This is a genomic window from Nocardioides panacihumi (assembly GCF_039530925.1).
GTDB lineage: Bacteria > Actinomycetota > Actinomycetes > Propionibacteriales > Nocardioidaceae > Nocardioides > Nocardioides panacihumi.
The window spans coordinates 259671-274838 of the sequence record NZ_BAAAPB010000003.1 but is presented as its reverse complement, the minus strand read 5'-3'; the positions used below and the strand labels follow the sequence as shown (position 1 = coordinate 274838).

General features: G+C 70.9%; 16 protein-coding genes. 6 read left to right on the top strand and 10 right to left on the bottom strand.

Features of this window, described 5'->3' with window-relative positions:
• Position 1: 1 nt before the first annotated feature.
• The 3 genes from ABD205_RS15910 to leuA form a co-directional block, all read right to left on the bottom strand.
• Positions 2–646, bottom strand: a complete 645-nt coding sequence (locus ABD205_RS15910) for a LuxR C-terminal-related transcriptional regulator (RefSeq protein ID WP_344046401.1) — start codon at positions 644–646, stop codon at positions 2–4.
• Entirely contained in the window at positions 643–2013 is a 1371-nt protein-coding gene (locus ABD205_RS15905) for a sensor histidine kinase (RefSeq protein ID WP_344046400.1), read from the bottom strand. The genes ABD205_RS15910 and ABD205_RS15905 overlap by 4 nt, the downstream gene beginning before the upstream one ends.
• An 84-nt stretch (positions 2014–2097) precedes the next feature.
• The gene (leuA, locus tag ABD205_RS15900; protein WP_344046399.1) at positions 2098–3846 is read right to left on the bottom strand and encodes a 2-isopropylmalate synthase; all 1749 of its coding nucleotides are present in this window, start codon (positions 3844–3846) and stop codon (positions 2098–2100) included.
• A gap of 226 nt (positions 3847–4072) precedes the next feature.
• Here leuA and ABD205_RS15895 point away from each other — a divergent pair, with 226 nt between their 5' ends.
• From ABD205_RS15895 to ABD205_RS15875, 5 genes are all read left to right on the top strand, one after another.
• Complete coding sequence (locus ABD205_RS15895) at positions 4073–4471, top strand: pyridoxamine 5'-phosphate oxidase family protein (protein ID WP_344046398.1); 399 nt, start codon at positions 4073–4075, stop codon at positions 4469–4471.
• A gap of 97 nt (positions 4472–4568) precedes the next feature.
• A complete protein-coding gene (locus tag ABD205_RS15890) occupies positions 4569–5441 on the top strand; it encodes a sigma-70 family RNA polymerase sigma factor (protein ID WP_344046397.1) in 873 nt (290 codons plus the stop codon).
• Between the two features lie 56 nt (positions 5442–5497).
• A complete protein-coding gene (locus ABD205_RS15885; RefSeq protein WP_344046396.1) occupies positions 5498–6298 on the top strand; it encodes a septum formation family protein in 801 nt (266 codons plus the stop codon).
• Positions 6298–7170: a septum formation family protein gene (locus ABD205_RS15880; protein WP_344046394.1), complete on the top strand. Its 873-nt coding sequence runs from the start codon at positions 6298–6300 to the stop codon at positions 7168–7170. Before ABD205_RS15885 ends, ABD205_RS15880 begins: the two co-directional genes overlap by 1 nt.
• A gap of 9 nt (positions 7171–7179) precedes the next feature.
• Positions 7180–8337: an acyl-CoA dehydrogenase family protein gene (locus tag ABD205_RS15875; protein WP_344046392.1), complete on the top strand. Its 1158-nt coding sequence runs from the start codon at positions 7180–7182 to the stop codon at positions 8335–8337.
• Here the strand turns inward: ABD205_RS15875 and era are convergent, their stop codons facing one another.
• The 4 genes from era to ABD205_RS15855 are packed head-to-tail and all read right to left on the bottom strand — an operon-like array spanning position 8338 to position 12745.
• A complete protein-coding gene (gene era / locus ABD205_RS15870; RefSeq protein WP_344046390.1) occupies positions 8338–9270 on the bottom strand; it encodes a GTPase Era in 933 nt (310 codons plus the stop codon).
• On the bottom strand, positions 9267–10040 hold the full coding sequence (locus ABD205_RS15865) for a siderophore-interacting protein (protein WP_344046388.1): 774 nt from the start codon (positions 10038–10040) through the stop codon (positions 9267–9269). The genes era and ABD205_RS15865 overlap by 4 nt, the downstream gene beginning before the upstream one ends.
• Positions 10041–10064: 24 nt before the next feature.
• Positions 10065–11372 (bottom strand): class I SAM-dependent methyltransferase, encoded by a 1308-nt coding sequence (locus ABD205_RS15860; protein WP_344046386.1) that lies wholly within the window; start codon positions 11370–11372, stop codon positions 10065–10067.
• Positions 11369–12745 carry an FAD-binding oxidoreductase gene (locus ABD205_RS15855; protein ID WP_344046384.1) on the bottom strand — a complete coding sequence of 459 codons (1377 nt, stop codon included), beginning with the start codon at positions 12743–12745 and terminating at the stop codon, positions 11369–11371. The genes ABD205_RS15860 and ABD205_RS15855 overlap by 4 nt, the downstream gene beginning before the upstream one ends.
• A gap of 125 nt (positions 12746–12870) precedes the next feature.
• On the opposite strand from ABD205_RS15855, the gene ABD205_RS15850 reads away from it, so the two are divergent.
• The gene (locus tag ABD205_RS15850) at positions 12871–13122 is read left to right on the top strand and encodes a hypothetical protein (RefSeq protein ID WP_344046382.1); all 252 of its coding nucleotides are present in this window, start codon (positions 12871–12873) and stop codon (positions 13120–13122) included.
• 16 nt (positions 13123–13138) lie between these two features.
• Here ABD205_RS15850 and ABD205_RS15845 read toward each other — a convergent pair whose 3' ends face one another.
• The 3 genes from ABD205_RS15845 to ABD205_RS15835 form a co-directional block, all read right to left on the bottom strand.
• A complete protein-coding gene (locus ABD205_RS15845; protein WP_425573059.1) occupies positions 13139–13438 on the bottom strand; it encodes a chorismate mutase in 300 nt (99 codons plus the stop codon).
• Positions 13439–13500: 62 nt separating this feature from the next.
• The gene (locus ABD205_RS15840) at positions 13501–13851 is read right to left on the bottom strand and encodes a cytidine deaminase (RefSeq protein ID WP_344046378.1); all 351 of its coding nucleotides are present in this window, start codon (positions 13849–13851) and stop codon (positions 13501–13503) included.
• Between the two features lie 18 nt (positions 13852–13869).
• Entirely contained in the window at positions 13870–15153 is a 1284-nt protein-coding gene (locus ABD205_RS15835) for a hemolysin family protein (protein WP_344046376.1), read from the bottom strand.
• Between the last annotated feature and the right edge of the window lie 15 nt (positions 15154–15168).

The following is a 15168-nucleotide window of genomic DNA, read 5'->3' as shown; positions in this document are numbered from 1 at the left end:
CTCAACCGGCGCGCAGGAAGCGCAGCACCGCCGCGACCCGGCGATGCGACTCGGTGTCGTCGGGATAGAGGCCGAGCTTGGCGAAGATCCGCTGGGTGTGCTTCTCCACAGCCGCGGACGTGACGGTCAGGGCCTCGGCGATGGCGGCGTTGGACCGGCCCTCGGCCATCAGTGCGAGCACCTCCCGCTCACGCGGGCTGAGCGCCGCGACCGGGTCGCGCCGGCGCGCGAGCATCTGCTTGACGACCAGCGGGTCGAGGACGGTCCCGCCGTCGGCCACGGTGTCCAGTCCCGCGAGGAACTCGGCGACGTCGCCGACGCGGTCCTTGAGCAGGTAGCCGACGCCGCCCTCGCCGTCGCCGAGCAGCTCCTCGGCGTAGGACAGCTCGACGTACTGCGAGAGCACCATCAGGCGGGCCGCGGGCATCCGGCGACGTACGTCGACCGCCGCGCGCAGCCCCTCGTCGGTGTGGCTCGGCGGCATCCGTACGTCGACGACGCCGAGCTCGGGCCGATGCGCGAGCATGGCCTCGACGAACCCCGGACCGTCCCCGACGGCCGCGACGACCTCGTGACCCGCCTCGGCCAGGAGCAGCTGCAGGCCCTCGCGCAGAAGCACGGAGTCGTCCGCGACGACCACCCTCACGGCCGGTCCAGCGTGGAGGCGACGAGTGGCAGTGTGGCGACGACGAGCGTCGGGCCGCCCTCGGGCGAGTCGAGGCTGAAGGTGCCGTCGGCCGCGTCGAGACGTTGGCGCAGACCGGCGAGCCCGAGCCCCTTGGCCAGGTGCGCGCCGCCCGTGCCGTCGTCGGCGACCGCCACATGGAGCCGGTCGCCGACCGGGACGACGGTCACCGTCGCCGTGCGGGCGCCGCTGTGCTTGGCCACGTTGGTGAGCGCCTCGGCGACGACGAAGTAGGCGGCGGTCTCGACGTGCGGAGGAAGCCCGTCGGGGATGTCGAGGTTGGCGTGCACCGGCACGGGCGACTGCACGAGCATCTCCTCGATCGCCGCCCGCAGACCGCGGTCGACGAGCAGCGGAGGGGCGACGCCGCGGGAGAGTGCCCGTAGCTCGGACACCGTCGCCCGGGCCTGCTCGAGCGCGCCGTCGATCAGCACGGCCGCTGCCTCGGGGTCCTCGCCGATGCGGTGCCGGGCGCGCCCGAGGTCCATGGTCAGCCGCACCAGCCGTTGCTGAGGACCGTCGTGGATGTCGCGCTCGAGACGGCGCATCGAGGTCGCCTCCGCAGCCCGGGCGGCGGCGCGACCGCTCTCGACGCGCACGACCTGCTGCTGCAGCTCGGCGCGCGAGCAGAGCAGCGCGCCTGCCAGCCGGCCGTGCAGGAGGGCGACCCCGCGGAGCGCGAGCGGCAGGGTCAGCGCGAGGACGGCCCCTGCGGCCAGGTTGACCCAGCTCTCGGCCGTCCTGGTGTCGCCGATCCCGAGCACCCACGCCAGGCCGTGCTCGTCGGGGCTCTCGGGGATGAACCGCTGCCAGAACCAGTAGGTCAGCCCGCCGACCGCCCCCGCCCACCAGGCGACGGCGACCGAGAACGCGAGCGTCCCGGTCACGAGCCCGACCAACGACCAGAGCACGTCGAGCCACGACTGCGGGTCGCGCAGCGGAGTCAGGGAGCGCCGCCAGAAGCCGCTGCCCGCCGGCGGCCGCACGTAGGCCGGCGTCGGCGCAGCCCACCGCATCATGCCCCGCAGCCGCAGGCGCTCGAAGAACGCGTGCCCGCGGGCGACGTACACCGTCAACGGGAGGATCAGGACGCCTCCGACGACCACGGCCAGACCGACGGAGAGCGCGAGACCCGTCACCACGAGGACGAAGAACGTCAGCGTGATCGGGAACGCGCTCACCGCGTACACGGTGTCCAGCCCGACCCGGGTCGGCCAGGCCACCCGGCAGGGATCGGCAGGACGCGCTTCGGCCACCGGGACATCTTCGCGCAGTCCTGGCCCGTCGGTGTCCAGGCCGGCCGCATCCCAGATCGTCGTCTCGTTCATGGGCACAACGCTAGGAAGCGGAAGGCCCGACCACGATCCTGCCCGCTGGCGGGTTCGTGGTCGGGCCAGCCCGACATGTGCGTGTCAGTCGACGATCGCCTGGCCGCGGTTGACCGCGGAGATGACGGCCTTGAGCGATGCCGTGACGATGTTCGCGTCGATGCCGACGCCCCAGAAGATCTCCGACCCGACCGAGCACTCGACGTACGCCGCCGCGACGGCGTCGCCGCCCGCCGACAGCGCGTGCTCGGCGTAGTCGAGCACGCGGACGTCCCAGTCGTGGCCGAGCCCGTTGATCGCGTCGACGAAGGCCGCGATGGGGCCGTTGCCGGTGCCCTCGAGGGTGCGCAGCTCGCCGTCGACGTACACGTTGACGGTGAGGGCGTCCTTCTCCCCGGCCGCCGACGAGGTGTGCACCGAGTTCAGCTTCAGCGGCGACTCCTGGTCGAGGAACTCGGCGCGGAAGATCTTCCAGATCGTCTCCGGGCTGACCTCGCCCCCCTCGGCGTCGGTGTGCTGCTGGATCACGCGGCTGAACTCGATCTGCGCGCGCCGCGGCAGGTCCAGCTTGTGCTCGGACTTGAGGACGTACGCCACGCCGCCCTTGCCGGACTGGCTGTTGACGCGGATGACCGCCTCGTAGGTGCGCCCGACGTCCTTCGGGTCGATCGGCAGGTACGGCGCCTCCCACGGGAGCTCGCCGACCGGCACACCCCGGTCCGCCGCGATCCGGTCGAGGTCCTCCAGACCCTTCTTGATGGCGTCCTGGTGGGAGCCGGAGAAGGCGGTGTAGACCAGGTCGCCGGCGTAGGGGTGACGCGGGTGGACCGGCAGGTTGGTGGCGTACTCGACCGTGCGCCGGATCTCGTCGATGTCGCTGAAGTCGATCATCGGGTCGATGCCCTGGCTGAAGAGGTTCATGCCCAGCGTGACCAGGTCGACGTTGCCGGTGCGCTCGCCATGGCCGAACAGGCACCCCTCGACGCGGTCCGCGCCGGCCATCAGGGCCAGCTCGGTCGCCGCCACGGCCGTGCCCCGGTCGTTGTGCGGGTGCAGGCTGATCGCGCTGACGTCGCGCCGGGTCAGGTGGCGGCCGAAGTACTCGATCTGGTCGGCGTAGGTGTTCGGCGTCGACATCTCGACGGTCGCCGGCAGGTTGAGGATGATCTCGCGCCCGGGCTCGGGCTGCCAGACGTCGGACACGCGCTCGCAGACCTCGAGTGCGAAGTCGGTGTCGGTCTGGGTGAAGATCTCGGGGCTGTACTGGTAGCCGAAGTCGCCGGTGCCGACGATGTCGCCGAGGTACTGCTCGGCGTACTTCATCACCATCTCGGTGCCGCGCGTCGCGATCCCGATGCACTCACCGGGCGTCACGTTGAAGACCACACGGCGGAACAGCTCCGCCGTCGCGTTGTACAGGTGGATGTTCGCGCGCGGCGCGCCGACCAGCGATTCGGCCGTCCGGGCGATCAGGTCGTCGCGTGCCTGCGTCAGGACCGAGATCTGTACGTCGTCCGGGATCCGGTCCTCCACGATCAGCTGCCGGACGAAGTCGAAGTCGGTCTGGCTCGCGCTGGGGAAGCCGACCTCGATCTCCTTGTAGCCCATCCGCACGAGCAGCTCGAACATCTGCAGCTTGCGACCGGGCGTCATCGGGTCGATCAGCGCCTGGTTGCCGTCGCGCAGGTCGGTGGAGAGCCAGCGGGGGGCGTGGGCGATCTTCTTCGTCGGCCAGGTGCGGTCGGGGACGTCGACGGGCACGAACGCGCGGTAGCGCTCGAACGGCATGCCGGACGGCTTCTGCTGGTTGCTGGTGTTGCTCAGGCTGGTCATGGCTTCGCTCGGATCCTTCTGCTGCGGGTGGGCGCCGGGCGCGCTGAGAACTCCGCAGCGAGGGGGTCCGGCGTCAGGCCCCGCTGCGGCAGCTAAGGAGGAGGCTGCGCATCATGATGCGACTCACGATACCTCACCTGGTGACGGCGGTGAGGCCGTGCTGGTTGACTTGAGACGGGCCGGCACCGCCGGACCGTTGCAGGGGTCGCTGGCGGAAGGGACTGTGATGGCGGAGCTGGTTGAGCTCGGACAGGACGAGAGCTGGGAGCTGGTGGGCCGGCAGCCGATCTGCCGGATCGCCTGGGCCTCGGGACACGGGCCCTTCGTGCTGCCGGTGAACCACGTCGTGCACGGTCGCTCGATGTGGATCCGCACGTCGGCCTACTCGACGCTGGTGCGCGAGGTCGACGACACGCGCGTCGCGATCCTCGTCGACGACATCGACCTCGACACCCGCCTGGGGTGGAGCGTGCAGCTGCGCGGTGTCGCGCACGTCCACTGGCACATCGCCGAGGTGCCCGAGGACGTTCGCACGCTGCACACGTGGGCGTCCGGCCCGCGGCCGCTGTGGATCGAGCTGACCCCCGACGAGGTCAACGGACGCCGCCTGGTCTCCGGCGACTGACGGGACGCGCCGCCCGGGTGAGGGCTCGGCGCGACCCGACGACGCTGCTAGGTTCGTGAAGGACCTGCACCACCACCACTCGGGATGGAGGCTGGAGATGGCAGCTACCGCACGCGCCACGGTGCCCACGACGACAGCACCTGTCGGACACCGGTTCGCGCCCCGGCCTCGCAGCGTCGGACCGGACGGCGACCTCGCGATGTCGCGGGAGGAGCGGGCCGAGACCACGGAGGGGCTGCTCGCCATGGCCGAGCACGCCGACGACGAGGCACACCGCCAGCGGCTGCTCGAGGAGGTCATCCTGCTCAACCGCGGCGTCGCTGACGCGGTGGCCTCGCGCTACCGCCGGCGGGGTGTCCCGATCGAGGACCTGCAGCAGGCGGCGTACGAGGGACTGGTCAAGGCCGTCAACCGCTGGGACTCCTCCCACGGCCGGTCGCTGCTCACCTACGCCGTGCCGACGATCCGCGGGGAGCTGCAGCGGCACTTCCGCGACCACGGCTGGACCGTCCGCCCGCCGCGCCGCGTCCAGGAGCTGCAGTGGCAGGTGGCCACCTGCATCGCGGAGCTGACGCAGGAGCTCGGCCACGAGCCGAGCGAGACCGAGGTGCAGGACCGGCTCGGCATCACGAACGCGGAGTACGCCGACGCGATGACCGCGTTCGGCTGCTACCAGCCCACCTCCTTGGACCAGCCGGTCGGTCACGAGGCGGCCGCGACGCTCGGCGAGCTGCTCCCCGCCCCGGCCGGCGGTGAGGCCGGCGTGGACGAGCTCGCCGCCGCGGACGCCCGCGCCACGCTGGGTCCGGCGGTCAGGTCCCTTCCTTTCCGCGACCGCCGGATCCTCTACCTCCGCTTCTTCGAGGAGCAGACCCAGGAGCAGATCGGCGAGGAGCTGGGCGTCACCCAGATGCAGGTGTCGCGGCTCCTCGCCCGCATCCTGCGCGACCTGCGCTGCGCCATCATGTGACCTTCCCGCGCCGCTGAGGCGGCCCTCGCTGGGGTGGACGGCTAGCATCGATCGCCGTGCGCCCCGCCCTGTTTCTCCTCTCCCTGCTGCTCCCGCTGACGCTCGTCGCGGCCTGCGGCGGGAAGAACGTCCCGGCAGGCGCCGATCCCGCCCAGGTGGACTCGGCCAAGGTGCCCGCGGTCGGCGCCTGCCGGAACCTGCGCCGGACCGACATGGCGGACCCGACCAACGCCGGCAAGCTGGTGCCGTGCACCGAGCCGCACAACGCCGAGACGTTCGCGGCCGGCAAGCTGCCGGCTCGGTTCCAGCACGCCGACTACCACGACGCCGGACTCGACCAGTGGGCGTACAGCACGTGCGGCCAGGCCCTGACCCAGCACCTCGGCGCCACCGACAGCGTCGTCATGCGCGCCATCCTGAGCTGGGTGTGGTTCCGACCCTCGGAGAAGGCCTGGAGCAAGGGCGCCCGTTGGTATCGCTGCGACGTGCTCGGCGGCGGAGCGGGGTCGCGGCGCTACCTGGACCTGCCCACCACGACCCAGGGGCTGATGGCCGAGAAGCCCGACGACCACTGGATGACCTGCGCGCGCGGCACCGACCCCGACCACGGCGCCAAGCTGCCCTGCTCGAAGCAGCACAACTGGCGCGCCGTCACGGTCATCAAGGTCGGCGAGCCCGGTGACACCTATCCCGGGGACGCCGCCGTGGCCAAGAAGAGCAAGGACTTCTGCTCGTCCTCGGTGGCTGCCTGGCTCGGCTACCCGGCGGACTACGACTACGCGTACACCTGGTTCCACGAGGCCGAGTGGAAAGCCGGCAACCGTCGGTCCGTGTGCTGGGCGAAGACGACCCAGTGATGAGCCCCGAGCTCCGTCCGACGATGCGCCCGACGATCCGCCCCGTGATGCTCCTCCTCGGCGCCCTCGCGTCCGTCGTCCTGCTGGCCGCCGGCTGCACCTCCGGCGGCGACCAGCCACGCGCCGGCTCGACGTCGACGCCCGCAGCGGCCGCGACCGCGACGCCCCCGCCGCGTGCGACCGCCGCTCCGGCACCCCAGGACCGGACGTGCCACCGGCTCACCTACGCCCAGGCGCTCGCCCCCACCACCACCGACGCGCCGGTCACCTGCCGGTCCTCGCACACCTCCCAGACGTACGCCGTCGGCCGGCTCGCCACCGAGGTCGGTGGCCACCTGGTGGCCGTGGACTCGCCCCGGCTGCAGCGTCAGGTCAGCACCACCTGCCCGCAGCGGCTCGCGGGCTTCCTCGGCGCCTCGCCCGAGCGGCTCCGCCTCTCCATGCTGCGCGCCGTGTGGTTCACGCCCACCGTCGACGCCTCCGACCAGGGCGCCGACTGGTTCCGCTGCGACGTCATCGCGGTCGCCGCCGCCAAGCAGCTCGCGCCACTGGCCGGCAACCTCAAGGGCGCGCTCCGCGGGACCGGCGACACGTACGCCATGTGCGGCACCGCCGAGCCCGGCACGAAGGGCTTCCGGCGTGTGCTGTGCCGTGAGAAGCACTCCTGGCGGGCGCTGCGCACGGTCGCCCTGGCCGGGAGGTCGTACCCCGGGGAGACTGCCGCCAAGGCCGCCGGGCAGAAGGTGTGCCAGGAGGCGGGACGCAACGTCGCCGCGGACGCGCTCGACTACAAGTGGGGCTACGAGTGGCCCACCGCCCAGCAGTGGGCAGCGGGCCAGAACTACGGGATCTGCTGGGCACCTGCCTCGTAGTGTGGCGCCATGCGCCGTACCGTCTTCAACGAGGACCACGAGTCGTTCCGCACGACCCTGCGTGCCTTCATCGCTGCCGAGGTCGTGCCCCACTACCCGGAGTGGTTCGAGGCAGGCCTGGTGCCGCGCGAGTTCTACTTCAAGCTCGCCGAGCTGGGCCTCTTCGGCATCGAGGTCCCCGAGGAGTACGGCGGGGCAGGCATCGACTCCTTCAAGTACGCCGCCGTCCAGTACGAGGAGACCGCCCGCGCCGGGGTGAGCTTCGGCGGGTCGGGCGTGCACGTCGCGCTCTGCCTGCCCTACCTGCTCAAGCTCGGCACCCCGCAGCAGCTCGAGCGCTGGATGCCCGGCTTCGTGTCGGGCGAGACCATGTTCGCCATCGCCATGACCGAGCCCGGCACCGGCTCCGACCTCGCGGGCATGCGGACGACGGCACGGCGCTCCGAGGACGGCAGCCACTACGTGCTCAACGGCGCCAAGACGTTCATCACCGGCGGCTACCTCGCCGACCGGGTGATCGTCTGCGCGCGCACCTCACCGCCCCTGGAGAGCGACCGGCGCCACGGCATCTCGCTCTTCGTCGTCGACACCGGGTTGCCGGGCTATGCCGTCGGCCGCAAGCTCGACAAGCTCGGCCTGGGCACCTCCGACACCGCCGAGCTGTCGTTCACCGATGTGGTCGTGCCCGCCGAGGAGCTGCTCGGCGAGGAGGACGAGGGGTTCTCCTACCTCGGCCAGAACCTCCCGCAGGAGCGGCTCGGCATCGCCTACGGCGCCTACGCGCAGGCCGCGGCGGCCGTGCGCTTCGCGCAGGACTACACCGAGCAGCGCGTCGTGTTCGGCAAGGAGGTCGCGTCTTTCCAAAACACCAAGTTCGAGCTGGCAGCGTGCAAGGCCAAGGTTGACGCGGCCCAGGCCGTCGCCGACCGCGCGCTCGAGGCGCTCGACGCCGGCGAGCTGACGGCCGCCGAGGCGGCGTCGGCGAAGCTGTTCTGCACCGAGATCGCCTCCGAGGTGATCGACCGGTGCCTGCAGCTGCACGGCGGCTACGGCTACATGAACGAGTACCCGATCGCCCGGCTGTACGCCGACAGTCGGGTGAACCGCATCTACGGCGGGACCAGCGAGGTGATGAAGACGATCATCGCCAAGGCGATGGGGCTCTGATCAGAAGCCCAGCTTGCGCAGCTGCCGCGGGTCGCGCTGCCAGTCCTTCGCGATCTTGACGTGCAGGTCGAGGTAGACCGGCACGCCGAGCAGCTCGGTGATCTGGAGCCGGGCGCGCTTGCCGACGTCCTTGAGCCGCGAGCCCTTGTGACCGATGACGATGCCCTTCTGAGAGTCGCGCTCGACGTACAGGTTGGCGTGGATGTCCATCAGGGGCCTGTCCTCGGTGCGACCCTCGCGCAGACCCATCTCCTCCACGACCACCGCGATGGAGTGCGGGAGCTCGTCGCGTACGCCGTCCAGGGCCGCCTCGCGGATCAGCTCGGCCACCAGGATCTCGTCGGGGCTGTCCGTCAGGTCACCCTCCGGGTAGAGCGGCGGCCCTTCCGGGAGCAGCCTGAGCAGCAGGTCGGCGAGCAGGTCGATCTGGTCGCCGGCCTTGCTGGAGACCGGGACGACCTCGGCCCACTCGATGCCGAGGTCGGCGCCGAGCGCGGTGATGTCGAGCAGGTGCTCGGCGATCCGCTCCGGGCTGGCGAGGTCGGTCTTGGTGGCGACGGCGACCCGCTTGATGCCCTTCTTGAGCTTCGCGAGGTTGCCGGCGATGTGGCGGTCGCCGGGCCCGATCTTCTCGTTGGCGGGGAAGCAGATCGCGACGACGTCCACCTCGGTCCAGGTCGCCTCGACCAGGTCGTTCAGGCGCTCGCCGAGCAGGGTGCGGGGCCGGTGCAGACCGGGAGTGTCGACGAGGATCAGCTGACCGTCGGAGCGGTGCACGATGCCCCTGACGACGGTGCGCGTGGTCTGCGGCTTGTCGGAGGTGATCGCCACCTTGGTGCCGACCAGCGCGTTGGTCAGGGTCGACTTCCCGGCGTTCGGCCTGCCGACGAACGAGACGAACCCGCTCCTGAACGTGTCTGCTTCCGGGCTCATCGCTCCGCCGCCTCGTCGTAGTTCTGCCAGATCTGCTCGTCGCTGAGCCCTGCGGCCTTGCCGGCACGGTAGACCGGACCAGGATCGACCGCCCGCGGCTGGCGGCCGGTGCTCGCCCGCCAGTACCCCATCACGTCGTAGGCGTGACTCGACAGCTGCCGCTCGCGCATCAGGTGCTTGCGGATCGCCCGCATCTGCGACGACTCGCCCGCCATCCAGAAGTAGCCCTCACCCTCCGGCCACTCGAGCGCCTCCACGGTGGCCGCCAGCCCCTCGCCGCTGCCGGCGATCCAGGTGACGTCGGCCGAGTCGGGCAGGTAGCCGGTGAGCTCGTCCAGGTCGGGCACCTCGGCCCAGATGCGGGTGGGCAGGCGTGTCTCCGAGGCGATCCGCGCCATCGCCGGCAGCGCCGTGAGGTCTCCGACGAGCATCAGCCACTGCGCGTCCGGCGGCTGCTCGAAGGAGCCCTTCGGCTCGGTGATCGTGACGGTCTCCCCCACGATCTCCTCGCGCGCGGCCCACTCGGTCACCAGCCCGGTCTCGTGGACCACGATGTCGAGGGTCAGCCGGACGGCCTCCTCGCGTGGCACCACGGACCGGACGGTGTAGTAGCGCGACTGGAACTGACCGGGCACCACCAGACCGACCCACTCGTCCGGGATCCCGGTCGAGGCGAACGCCACGACGTCGAGCACGACCCTCACCAGGTGCGGGGAGAGCTGTTCGCGGCTGATCACCTCCGCGGCGTACTGCTCGGCCCTGACACTCACCCCGCCAGGCTATCGACCGGCGCGTCAGACCCCGAAGTCGTGGCGCAGCGGGTAGTCGGAGACGCCCTTCAGGGTCTTGGTGGCCAGTACGTGGTGCAGCTGGATCATGTTCCGCTCGAAGCCGAGCCGCGAGCCCGCCATGTAGAGCCCCCACACCTTGGCGGTGCCGATGCCGACCTCCGCCACGCACTCGTCCCAGTGCTCGACCAGGTTCTTGTTCCAGCCGGTGAGCGTCTTGGCGTAGTGCAGCCGGAAGTTCTCGTGGTGCTGCACCTCGAGACCCTGGTTCTCGACCGCGGTCACGATGGTGCCCGAGCCGATGAGCTCGCCGTCGGGGAAGACGTAGCGGTCGATGAACGCGCCGGCCTTGGCGTTGTGGAGGTTGTCGTTGCGGGTGATGCAGTGGTTGAGCATCCGGCCCTGCGGCTTGAGCCTGTCGCGGATGAAGCCGAAGTACGCCGGGTAGTTCTTCACCCCGATGTGCTCGGTGAGACCGATCGAGCTGATGGCGTCGAACTCGGACTCGGGGACGTCGCGGTAGTCGGAGAAGCGCACCTCGGCGAGGTCGTCGAGGCCCTGGCGCTTGATCTCCTCGCCCGCCCAGTTGGCCTGCTCGCGCGAGAGCGTCACACCCAGCGCCTTGACGCCGTAGTGCTTCGCCGCGTGGCGCACCATGCCGCCCCAGCCGCAGCCGAGGTCCAGCAGGCGCTGGCCCGGCTTGAGGTCGAGCTTGCGGCAGATGAGGTCGTACTTGTTCGCCTGTGCCTCCTCGAGGGTGGCGTCCTCGGTCGGGAAGACCGCGCAGGTGTAGGTCATCGACGGACCGAGGACGTGCTCGTAGAACGCGTTGGACACGTCGTAGTGGTGGTGGATCGCGTCGGCGTCGCGCTCCTGCGAGTGGCGTGCCCACCTCAACGCGCTGCCCACGTTGGTGCGCAGTCCCTCGATCGTGTGCCTCCAGGCCGGCAGGTGCTCCTGGGGCGGCGGCTTCGGGGGGTTGAAGTTCGAGATGCCGAGGTTGCGGACCAGCCCGACGATGTCGGCGATCGACGGGCGCGCGAAGTCGGTCTTGTCCAGGATCAGCGAGAGCAGCGGATAGGGGTCGCCCTCGTGGGTGCCGTGCATCGCGAGGTCACCGCTGACGTAGGCACGGGCGAGGCCGAGGTCGCCGGGCGCGGTCAGGATGTACTGCAGGCCGCGCTGGTTGAGGACCTCGAGGCCGTACGGCGAGTCCAGGTCGCCCGCCTCGCTGCCGTCGAAGGCGGTGAGCCGGACGGGCAGCCCACCCTCGAAGAATCCACTGATCGTTCCTGCGATGTTCTGTTGGGTCACCGCTTCTTCACCGCCTTGTCGTAGAGGCTCGTGAGCCTGTCATCGGGGTCGTACTTCGCCTTCACGGCCGCGAGGTGCGGCCCGTCGTACAGCTCGTCGAAGGTCTCCGGGTCGTAGAAGGCCTCCGAGTAGAGGGACTTGTGGCCGCCGAGCTCGTGCACCTTGGCCTCGATGGCACGGTTCTTGGGGCCGTTCACGGCGTCGGGCCCGACGTGGACCGTGCCCCAGAACCCGGCGTTGACGTAGACCTGGTCGGGCTCGAGGGGGTACGTCGGCCACTTCTGCCGCGCCGCCAGCGGGCACAGCCACACCGGGCGCATGCCGACCTCGTCGTCGAACCAGTCGAGGAACGCCGGCAGCGCCTCGACCGGCACCTCGATGTCCTGCACCACCCGCTCGCGCAGCGGCCGCCCGGCACGCCGGTCGAGCCGGTCCGCGATGTCGAAGCGGCGGTCCAGGCCGAGCAGCTTCATGTACACGTCGCTGCGCCGGAGCCGACGCGGCCACAGCCGGCGGACGAGGGGGTGCTGGGCCCCGAAGGCGCCCGAGCACCAGAACCAGTCGGTGTCCCAGCGCCACAGGTAGTCGTAGATCGTCAGGAGGTCGGTCGTCCGCTGCTGGACCGACCGGTAGTAGACCTGCTGGCCCGTGTAGTCGCTCGGGGTCTCGCCGGCCGTCGCATCCGTCCAGGTCGCCAGTGTCAGGTAGTACTCCCCCGGCGCGAACGCGACCCCGTCGAGGCCGTCGACACGGGTGCCGTCGTGCTCCCGCGCCGTCGCGATCTCCGCGATCGCCTTCGCGAGCTCCGCGGGGTCGTCGAAGCGGAGGTGGCGCAGCTGGACGAAGCTCGGCACCTTCTCGAGCCTGATCCTGAGCCGGGTCGCATAGCCGAGGCTGCCGTAGGAGTTGGGGAAGGTCTCGAACAGATCGTCGCCCGGCTTGGTCGTGACCACCTCGCCGGCGCCGGTGAAGACGTCCATCTCGACGACGGACTCGTGCGGAAGCCCGTTACGGAAGCTGGTCGACTCGATGCCGAGTCCCGTGACGGCCCCGCCGAGGGTGATCGTGCGCAGCTGCGGGACGACGTACGGCATGAGGCCGTGCGGCAGCGTCGCGTCGACGAGGTCCTCGTAGGTGCACATGCCCTGCACGTCGGCCGTCTGCGCGGCGGCGTCGACCTCGATGACGCCGTCGAGCCCGCTGACGTCCAGGCCGGGCGCCGTCGACGCGGCGCGGGCGCGGAACAGGTTCGTGGTCCGCTTGGCGAGCCGCACGGGGGCTCCCGGGGGGATCGCGGCGTACGACGCGCGCAGCCTCGCCACTGCCTCCTCGTGCTGCCGCCAGGCAGTGGACTGGGTGGGGCCGGTCGTCACGTCGGTCAACTTACTCCCATTTGATTTCGTCCGAGTCCCGGGTGGGCCGTCGGTTCTGTGCGCGTGGGTCGTCTCATCTATCCTCGTGCGCGCCCCCCACCACCCCCGCGGAGCGAGGAGAACCCGTGTCGAGCGCTGCCGAGCGTGACGCGATCGCGACCCTGGCCGAGAAGGCCTGGCCCTACTTCGAGAACAACCAGGTCAAGTGGCGCAGCAAGCCTGTGACCCAGGCACGCCTCGCCCTGGCCATCGAGGCCCTGGTGCAGCACATGCGCGCCAAGAAGTCGGACATCGCGACGATGACCGGACTGACGGCCTACCGCGAGGAGGACGGCATCCACATCACTGTGGAGCTGGGGCACCTCCCGCTGGAGTAGCGCGCCCACCCCTGGTTCACGCCTCCCGGGCGAAGGTCTCGTGGTTGCGGATCACCTCAGCGATGATCACGGCGAGGAACTTCTCGGCGAACACCGGGTCGAGGCCGCTCTCCTCGGAGAGCCGGCGCAACCGCTCGATCTGGACCGCCTCGCGCTCCGGGTCGGCGGGCGCGAAGCCGGCCCGGGCCTTGAGCCGGCCGACCTCCTCGGTGCACTTGAAGCGCTCGGCGAGCAGGTGGACCAGGGCAGCGTCCAGGTTGTCGATGCTGGACCGTAGCCGCAGCAGCTCCTCCTGAGGGTCTTCGACCGCACTCACGCCTGCCATCCAAGCACGCCGGCGCGGGGCGTCCGCACGTCGCTCAGGACCCGGACAGCGCCTCAGCTGAGCGTGGTCGTGGCGATGGTCCCGCGGGCGTCCCCGGCGTGCACGGGCACCCCCGGGCCCCCGAAGTCGCGGACCACGGCCAGGTCGGCGTCGCTGACCGACCCGTCGCCCAGCACGACGACGGCGTCCAGGCCTGTCGAGCCCGAGGAGACGGCCATCGCGACACACACGCCGACGGCCGAGACGGCGAGGCTCGGCAGGGTGACGGTCGCCGCGGCGTACGTGCGGCCGTCCCGGTCACGCACTGCGGCGCCCTGCGCGGCACCCGTGCGGGCGCGGGTCGCGCGGGCCAGCGTGACGAGCTTGCTGTCCTCGGCACTCAGCTCGGCGGCGGGCTCACTCATCGGGCTCACTCATCGGGCTCACTCATCGGTCTGGGGCTCCTTCTCGAGTCGTTCGATCAGCACGGTTCCGATCCGGTTGCGACGCCCGGCGGTCTCCTCCGCGGTGAAGCGCAGCCCGTAGGCCTCGACGACCGACCCCGGGATCGGCACGAGGCCCAGGTGCTTGGCCATCAGGCCGCGGACCGAGTCGACGTCCTCCTCGTCGACGTCGACGCCGACGAGCTCGTCGAGGTCGTCCACCTGGAAGCGCGCGGGCACCCGGACGACGCCCGCGTCGAGGATCTGCGGCGAGTCGTCGCCGGAGTCGTACTCGTCGGTGATCTCACCGACGATCTCCTCGAGGATGTCCTCGATGGTGATGAGGCCGGCGGTGCCGCCGTACTCGTCGACGACGATGGCGAGGTGCTGCCGGCGCGCCTGCATCTCCTTGAGGAGCTCGTCGACGGGCTTCGACTCCGGCACCCAGAACGGCGGCCGCATCATCTCGTCGACGCGCTGGGTGAACTCGACGTCCGGCGCCTCGAAGTCGCGGCGCACGATGTCCTTGAGGTAGGCGATGCCGACCACCACGTCGAGGTTGTCGTCGACCACGGGCATCCGCGAGAAGCCGCTGCGCAGGAACAACGACATGGTCTGGCGCAGGTTCTTGTGGCGCTCGATGTAGATCACGTCGCCTCGCGGCACCATCACCGCACGGGCGGTGGTGTCGCCGAGCTCGAAGACGGAGTGGATCATCCGGCGCTCGTCGCCCTCGATCACCGACGACGCCTCGGCCAGGTCGACCAGCTCGCGCAGCTCGGTCTCGGTGTTGAACGGGCCCTCGCGGAAGCCCTTGCCGGGGGTGAGCGCGTTGCCGACGAGGATGAGGAGCCGCGGCAGCGGGCCGAGCACGCTCGTGATCGCGGTGACGGGGCCGGCCGCGAGCAGGGCGACCCGCTCGTTGTGCTGGCGGCCGAGCGTGCGCGGCGCGACGCCGATCGCGACGAAGGACACCACGAGCATGACGGCCAGCGCGGTGAGCACGGTGGGCCACCAGGCGCCGCCGTACAGGTCGGACAGCTCGAGCGTGACGATCACCGTCGCCGCGACCTCGCACAGCAGGCGGATCAGCAGGACGGTGTTGAGGTAGCGCGGCGGGTCGGCGAGCAGCGTCACCAGTCGCTTGGCGCCGGCCTTGCGCTCCTCGGCGAGCTCCTCGGCGCGAGCCGGCGAGAACGCGCCGAGCGCCGCATCTGCGGCCGAGAACAGGCCGGCGAGGGCGACCAGGAGGGCGGCCGCGACGAGCAGCCAGAAACCGGACATGTCGGGAGGGCGGCC